This window comes from Microbacterium sp., from assembly GCF_003248605.1.
Taxonomy (GTDB): domain Bacteria; phylum Actinomycetota; class Actinomycetes; order Actinomycetales; family Microbacteriaceae; genus Microbacterium.
On the sequence record NZ_QFPF01000120.1, the window covers coordinates 1 to 7,271 of the forward strand.

At 69.7% G+C, this 7,271-nt stretch carries 6 protein-coding genes; 3 read left to right on the forward strand and 3 right to left on the reverse strand.

Annotated features, from left to right (window positions below):
- The first annotated feature begins 19 nt into the window (after positions 1 to 19).
- A complete protein-coding gene (locus DI573_RS12960) occupies positions 20 to 349 on the forward strand; it encodes a DUF3093 family protein (RefSeq protein ID WP_292815041.1) in 330 nt (109 codons plus the stop codon).
- Here DI573_RS12960 and DI573_RS12965 read toward each other — a convergent pair.
- Positions 282 to 575 (reverse strand): DUF4193 domain-containing protein, encoded by a 294-nt coding sequence (locus DI573_RS12965; RefSeq protein WP_292815031.1) that lies wholly within the window; start codon positions 573 to 575, stop codon positions 282 to 284. The two genes, DI573_RS12960 and DI573_RS12965, sit on opposite strands and share 68 nt — an antisense overlap.
- Before the next feature lie 211 nt (positions 576 to 786).
- Here DI573_RS12965 and sepH point away from each other — a divergent pair, with 211 nt between their 5' ends.
- Positions 787 to 1,824, forward strand: coding sequence for a septation protein SepH (gene sepH / locus DI573_RS12970; RefSeq protein ID WP_292815033.1), 1,038 nt, complete (start codon positions 787 to 789; stop codon positions 1,822 to 1,824).
- Positions 1,825 to 1,833: 9 nt separating this feature from the next.
- On the opposite strand, the gene DI573_RS12975 is transcribed toward sepH, so the two are convergent.
- Positions 1,834 to 2,985, reverse strand: a complete 1,152-nt coding sequence (locus DI573_RS12975) for a nucleotide pyrophosphatase/phosphodiesterase family protein (protein ID WP_292815035.1) — start codon at positions 2,983 to 2,985, stop codon at positions 1,834 to 1,836.
- A gap of 55 nt (positions 2,986 to 3,040) precedes the next feature.
- On the opposite strand from DI573_RS12975, the gene DI573_RS12980 reads away from it, so the two are divergent.
- Positions 3,041 to 5,488 carry a DNA topoisomerase (ATP-hydrolyzing) gene (locus tag DI573_RS12980; RefSeq protein WP_292815037.1) on the forward strand — a complete coding sequence of 816 codons (2,448 nt, stop codon included), beginning with the start codon at positions 3,041 to 3,043 and terminating at the stop codon, positions 5,486 to 5,488.
- A 21-nt stretch (positions 5,489 to 5,509) separates the two neighbouring features.
- Here DI573_RS12980 and DI573_RS12985 read toward each other — a convergent pair.
- A partial coding sequence (locus DI573_RS12985; RefSeq protein ID WP_292815039.1) for a toprim domain-containing protein occupies positions 5,510 to 7,271 on the reverse strand: 1,762 nt, incomplete at its 5' end.

The window sequence follows — 7,271 nt, forward strand, 5'->3', positions numbered from 1 at the left end:
GGTGGCTCTCTCCCCCGTCGTGGAGGTGCGCGACGGAGAACTTCGCGCGGGCCGCGCGCACATCGATGCCGACCACCTCGGTGAGCCGCTGCCGCTCACCGGTGACGAGGCCCGTCAGGCGCGTGGACCGAGACTGGATCCGAGATCGTGGATGCTGATCCGCGGCGGCGTCGAGGGCCTCGTGGTCGTACCGATCACGGACGAGGCGGATCCCGTTCCGGCGTGGGTGATCTCCACCCGGACGCCGGACAGGCTCGCCGCCGCTATCGAGCGCGGCCGTGTTATGCGGCGCAGTCCCGGCAGATCAATCCGTACGACTCCTCGTGATCGACCTGCGAACGGTGCTTGACCAGGAAGCAGCTCACACAGGTGAATTCGTCCTCCTGGGCGGGCAGCACCACGACGTCGAGCTCGAGGTCGGAGAGGTCGGCACCGGGCAGCTCGAATCCCGTGGGGTTGTCGGCGTCTTCGTCGCCGACGGCACCCGACAGCTTGTCAGGAACGCGCTCCTTCAGGGCCTCGATCGACTCGCTGTCGTCTTCGGTCTTGCGGGGGGCGTCGTAGTCGGTTGCCATGCGTGAGAGTCACTTCTTTCATTGCGTGCTGGTGGTGCGGGTGCCAGTGAGGCGGCGCTAGTTTGCACGACAGGTGCGCATTTCGCAAATGCGTGCTCCGGCGACATCCGCCGTCCTCTCCGAACCCACGGCGCGCCCGCGATATTCCCGCATCCGGACGCCGCCCGTGACACGATGGCCGAACACAAACGATGCGGAAGAAGGCGTTCGCATGCAAGAACTCAAGGTCATCCGCACGGAGGACGATCGCCTCATCGTCGCCAGCGACAACGGTGAGACGTTCGCACTGGTCATCGACGAGGTCCTCCGCGCCGAAATCCGGCGCGCCCGCGCGCGCGCCGAGGTCGACGACACCCGAGCCGCGCGCCCGAGCCCACGGGAGATCCAGGCGCACATTCGCTCGGGTCTGTCCGCCCGCGAAGTCGCGCAGCTGCTGGGAGCCCGCGAAGAGGACGTCGCCCGCTTCGAGGCCCCCGTCCTCGCCGAGCGCGAACACGTCGTGGGGCTCGCGCTCGCCGTGCCCGTGCTTCTGGGCGCCGTCGACGACGCCGATGCACAGCCCACGTTCGGTGCCGCCATGCGCGCCAAACTCGCCGAGGTCGGCGCCGCCGGCGAGCGATGGACCAGCTGGAAGGAGAAGGCCGGCTGGGTCGTGAAGGTGGAGTTCGCCGTGGGCGAGATCGAGCACGACGCCCGCTGGAGCTTCGATCCGCGGCGCAGCGCCCTCTCACCCCTGAACGCCGACGCAACGCAGCTGTCCCGTCAGGGGTCGCTGCCCGAGGGCCTGATCCCCCGCCTGCGCGCACTCGATCAGAATTCCTCTGCGCTCAAGGACGACTCCCGCTTCGACAGCGGCGCTTTCGGCCCGCGTCGCGATCCGCACCCCGCCGTCGCGCCCGCGACCGATGAAGCCCCGCCGCAGTCGGGCGCTGTTGATGCCGCCGTCAAGCGCTCGGCCGAGTCGCCGTCGACGAGCTCGGAGACGGCCGACCTGCTCGACGCGCTCAGACGACGCCGCGGTCAGCGTGAATCCGCGCCGAGCCTCTCCGAGGCGTCACCGGTGGCGCCGCACGCTCCCGTGGCCCTGTTCGACGCGCTCGAGCCCGGCTACGAGTCCGTGGACGACTCCGTCGAGACGACGACGCAGCCCGCAGAATCGGCAGCCGAGACCGGTGGCCGTCGGCGCGGACGCGCGTCGCTCCCGTCATGGGACGAGATCGTCTTCGGCGCGCGCGGCGACGGGGAGTGAATCCACACCTCAGCGAGTGGCGTAGGCGCCGAGTCTGATCAGAGGCACGAGTCGCTCGTCGAGCGTCAGAGACCCGTGCTGACCGACCATGTTCTGCGGTCCTTTGTCGGGCAGCCGGTCGTCGTAGTAGGCGACCCTCGCCCGCGCTGCGACCAGCACGTCCCCGAGGCGCGGCATCACCTCCGGATCCACCGACCCCAGGATCCCCGCCGAGATCGCCTCGGCGCGCGAGAGCACCCAGGATCGTGACTCTTCCGACGCCCGCCAACGGTGTGCCACCTGCTCGGCCTCGCCCGGTTCCGCGTAGACATGCAGCATCCGCGGCTCGCCCGCAAGCGCTGCCACGCCATCGAGGATCGCGTCGCCCTCTACGACGAGCACATGGCCGTCCCGCGGAACGTCGACCATGCCGTGGTCTGCGGTGAGCACCGCGCCGATGCCCAGGGCGGCCGCGTCGCGCGAGAACTCCCGGGCGGCGGCATCCACCTGCTCGAGCGCAGCGACCCATGCGTCCGACTCCCACCCGATACGGTGCCCCAGCGCATCGAGGTCGGGCGTGTAGACGTAGGTCAGACTTCCGGGATGTGCGCGGGCGGTCTCGAGAGCGAGGGTCAGTCGATCGGCGAACGATCCCGCCGCGAGGAAGTGCGAGCCCCGGAATGCCGCGCGCGTGAATCCGGAGGAGCGATAGTCCTCGCGGCTGACGACGAAACACGCGTGGCCGCGTCGGCTTGCGCGCTCGAAGAGCGTCTCGGCCCGCTGCCAGGTCGCCGGATCGAGGCCGTCCTTCTCCCACCCGGTGAGCTGATTCGACAGCACCGCCGTGCCGGGCACGCGCACACGGTAGCCGACGATGCCGTGTCGTCCCGGGGCCGCTCCCGTCATGAGGCTCGTAAGCGCGGATGCCGTCGTGGAGGGGAAGACGCTCAGGGCGGTGTCGCGCTTGGCCATCGCCTCGCGAAGGAAGCGCGCGTGGCCGGCCCGGGCAGCGAGGTTCGCCGCACCGAGCCCGTCGACCACCACCGCGATGGCCGATGCCACCGGGGGCAGCTGCTGCACCCCGAAGTCGGGCTCGGGACCGCCGACCGACGCCCACAGGCGTGGCATGACCTCGGTGAGGCTCCGGGCGTGCGCGGGCGGCGCCGGTAGCATGAGGGACATCGGGGCCAGTCTCGCACACCACGCGGACGGCCCCTCGTCTCGCCCGAAGGACCCCATGCCCGACTCCCGCACCGATCCCGCCGCCGAGCGCATCGAAGACGTCGACGTCTCGACCGAGATGCAGGGATCGTTCCTCGAGTACGCCTACTCCGTCATCTACTCACGAGCGCTGCCCGACGCCCGCGACGGGCTCAAGCCCGTTCAGCGCCGCATCGTGTACCAGATGGCCGAGATGGGACTTCGGCCCGACCGCGGGCATGTCAAGAGCGCCCGTGTCGTCGGCGAGGTGATGGGAAAGCTGCATCCCCACGGTGACGCCCCGATCTACGACGCACTCGTGCGCCTCGCGCAGCCCTTCTCCCAGCGCGTGCCGCTCGTCGACGGACACGGCAATTTCGGCTCGCTCGACGACGGACCGGCGGCCGCCCGCTACACCGAGGCCCGGCTCGCGGAGTCCGCGCTCGCGATGGCCGAAAGCCTCGACGAGGACGTCGTCGACTTCATCCCCAACTACGACAACCAGTTCCAGCAGCCCGAGGTGCTCCCCGCCGCATACCCCAACCTGCTGGTCAACGGCGCGAGCGGTATCGCGGTGGGCATGGCCACGAACATGGCCCCGCACAACCTCATCGAAGTGGTGGGCGCCGCCATCCACCTCATCGAGAATCCGGATGCCACCCTCGAGGATCTGATGGCGTTCGTGCCCGGTCCCGACCTGCCTTCCGGGGGCGTCATCGTCGGTCTCGACGGTGTCCGGGATGCCTATCGCACCGGCCGCGGATCGTTCAAGACGCGTGCACGCACGAGCATCGAGAGCCTCGGGCCGCGCAAGACGGGCATCGTCGTCACCGAGCTGCCCTACCTCGTCGGGCCCGAGAGGGTCATCGAGAAGATCAAGGACGCCGTCCAGTCCAAGAGGCTGCAGGGCATCAGCGACGTCGCAGACCTCACCGACCGCAAGAACGGCACCCGGCTCGTCATCGGGATCAAGACCGGCTTCGATCCGCAGGCCGTGCTCGAGCAACTGTTCCGGCTCACGCCGCTCGAGGACTCGTTCAGCATCAACAACGTCGCCCTCGTCGAGGGGCAGCCCCGCACCCTCGGGCTGCGCGAGATGCTCCAGGTCTACGTCGATCATCGCCTGCGCGTCATCACCCGACGCAGCGAGTACCGCCTTGCCCGCCGCCGCGAGCGACTGCATCTGGTCGAAGGCCTGCTGATCGCCATCGTCGACATCGACGAGGTCATCCAGGTCATCCGCACCTCCGACGACGGCGAACAGGCTCGCGCGCGGCTGATGGACGTGTTCGATCTGACCCGCGTGCAGGCGGAGTACATCCTCGAACTGCGCCTGCGTCGCCTCACGAAGTTCTCCCGCATCGAGCTCGAGTCCGAGCGCGACCAGCTGAAGGCCGAGATCGCGGCGCTCGAGGAGCTGCTGGCCAGCGACGTGCTGCTGCGACGTCAGGTCGCGACCGAGCTGGACGATGTCGCCGAGCGTCTGGGCACCCCTCGCCGCACGCTGCTCACCAACGCGGCGGCGACGACCGCACGCCCCTCCCGGACCGCCCCCGTGCTCGAGATCGCCGACGCGCCGTGCCGCGTGATCCTCAGCGCCAGCGGGCGCATGGTGCGCGTCGAGCTGGCGCCCGATCAGCCCGCGTCGGGGATCGTCGCTCCCACGCGCCGCGCCAAACACGATGCCGTGCGCTCACAGGTCGACACCACGACACGCGGCGACCTCGCCGCCGTCACCAGCGCAGGGCGCCTCGTGCGCTTCTCCCCCGTCGATCTGCCCAGCGTGCCGGGCAACTCTGTGCAGCCGGGGGCCGGCACACGCGCGGATCAGTACCTGTCCCTGCCGAAGGACGAACACATCGTGGCCCTGGTGCCGCTCGTGGATGCGCCCCCGATCGCGCTGGGGACCCGTCAGGGCGTCGTCAAGCGCGTCAGCGCGACCGAGCTGTCGAACAAGCACGACATCGAGATCATCGCGCTCAAGCCGGGCGACGCGGTGGTCGGTGCGGCACCGGCCGCCGACGACGCCGAGCTGATCTTCGTCGTGAGTGACGCACAGCTCCTCCGGTTCGACGCCGCCGCGGTGCGCCCGCAGGGTCGCTCGGCGGGTGGCATGGCCGGTGTGCGCGTGGCACCGGGGCAGGCCGTCGTGCACTTCGCCGTGGTGGACGCCGCAGCATCCGACCCCGTCGTCGTGACGATCGCGGGCAGCAGCGCCGCCCTCGCCGGAACAGATGCCGGCTCGGCGAAGGTATCGGAGCTGTCGGAGTTCCCTGCCAAGGGGCGCGGCACCGGCGGCGTGCGGGCGCAGCGGCTGCTGCGCGGCGAGGACGCCATCCGCCTGGCCTGGGTCGGCGAGGGTCCCGCACGCGCGCTGGACGCCGATGGCGCGGTGCGCGCGCTTCCCGAGTCCGGCGCGAAGCGCGATGCATCGGGTGTGACGCTCGACGCCGTCGTCGCGAGCATCGGACACGCGATCCGCTGACGCGCGCCCCCCGCTTCCGCGTCAGGCGTCGATGCGCTCGCGCTCGAGGCGGGCGGATGAGTCGACGATGAACTCGCGGCGGGGCGCGACCTCGTTGCCCATCAGAAGCTCGAACACACGCCCCGCGTTCTCGGCATCCTCGAGCCGTACGCGGCGCAGCATCCGGCCCGAGCGATCCATGGTCGTCGTCGCGAGCTGATCGGCGTCCATCTCGCCGAGGCCCTTGTACCGCTGAATCGGCTCGTGCCAGGTGCGCCCGGACTTCTGCAGCTTCGTCAGCAGCGCCTGCAGCTCCTTCTCGCTGTACGTGTAGACCGTCTCGTTCGGCTTCGATCCGGGATGCCGGATGATGACGCGATGCAGGGGTGGAACCGCCGCGAACACCCTGCCGTCCTCGATGAGCGGTCGCATGTAGCGGAAGAACAGCGTGAGCAGGAGCGTGCGGATGTGGGCGCCGTCGACGTCGGCGTCGCTCATCAGGATCACCTTGCCGTATCGGGCCTGGGGCAGTTCGAAGGAGCGACCCGAGCCCGCCCCGATCACCTGGATGATCGACGCGCACTCGGCGTTGCTGAGCATGTCGCTGATCGACGCCTTCTGGACGTTCAGGATCTTGCCTCGGATGGGCAGCAGCGCCTGATACTCGCTGTTGCGTGCAAGCTTCGCCGTGCCGAGTGCCGAATCGCCCTCGACGATGAAGAGCTCGGATTCGGCGACGTCGCTGGAGCGGCAGTCCACGAGCTTGGCGGGCAGCGAGGAGGACTCGAGGGCGTTCTTGCGCCGCTGGGTCTCTTTGTGCGCGCGGGCCGAGAGCCGCGCCTTCATCTCGGCGACGACCTTGTCGAGCAGCAGTGACGTCTGGTTCTTGTCGTCGCGCTTGGTCGAGGCGAACCGGGCACCCAGCTCTTTGCGCACCACCTGGGCGACGATCTGGCGCACGGCGGGGGTGCCGAGCACCTCCTTGGTCTGCCCCTCGAACTGCGGCTCGGGCAGGCTCACGGTGAGCACCGCGGTCATGCCCGCCAGTGCGTCGTCCTTGTCGAGCTTGTCGTTGCCGACTTTCAGGCGCCGCGCGTTCTGCTCCACCTGCGTTCGCAGGACCTTCAGGACCTCCTGTTCGAAGCCCTGCTGGTGCGTGCCGCCCTTGGGCGTGGCGATGATGTTGACGAACGACCTCGTGATCGTCTCGTACCCCGTGCCCCACCTCACGGCGATGTCGACCGTGCATTCGCGCTCGACCTCGGTGGCGACCATGGCTCCCGTGGCCTGCAGGACGGGAACCGTCTCGGTGAACGTCCCGACGCCCTGCAGCCGCCATGTGTCCGTGATCGGCGCGTCGGCGGCGAGGAACTCGGCGAACTCCGAGATGCCGCCCTCGTACTGGTAGACCGTCTCGACGGTCTCGTCGCCGCGTTCGTCACGGACGACGATCCGCAGGCCCGGCACGAGGAAGGCCGTCTGGCGTGCGCGCGTCTCGAGCTCATCGAGCTGGAAGGCGGCGTCCTTGGTGAAGATCTGGCGATCCGCCCAGTAGCGGATGCGCGTGCCGGTCACGCCGCGTGCGGCCTTGCCCACGACGCGCAGTTCGCTGCGGTCCTCGAACGGAGTGAAGGCGGCGGAGGGGCCGGGCTCACCGTCGTCGGCGAACCTGCCCGGCTCGCCGCGGTGAAACGACATCGCCCACGTCTTGCCGCCGCGATCCACCTCGACGTCGAGACGCTCCGACAGGGCGTTCACGACGGATGCCCCGACCCCGTGCAGACCGCCGGATGCCGCGTACGAT

Coding starts and splice junctions, on each gene's coding strand:
- DI573_RS12965 (WP_292815031.1), bottom strand. CDS start 575: ATGGCAACCGACTACGACGCCCCCCGCAAGACCGAAGACGACAGCGAG.
- sepH (WP_292815033.1), top strand. CDS start 787: ATGCAAGAACTCAAGGTCATCCGCACGGAGGACGATCGCCTCATCGTC.
- DI573_RS12975 (WP_292815035.1), bottom strand. CDS start 2,985: ATGTCCCTCATGCTACCGGCGCCGCCCGCGCACGCCCGGAGCCTCACC.
- DI573_RS12980 (WP_292815037.1), top strand. CDS start 3,041: ATGCCCGACTCCCGCACCGATCCCGCCGCCGAGCGCATCGAAGACGTC.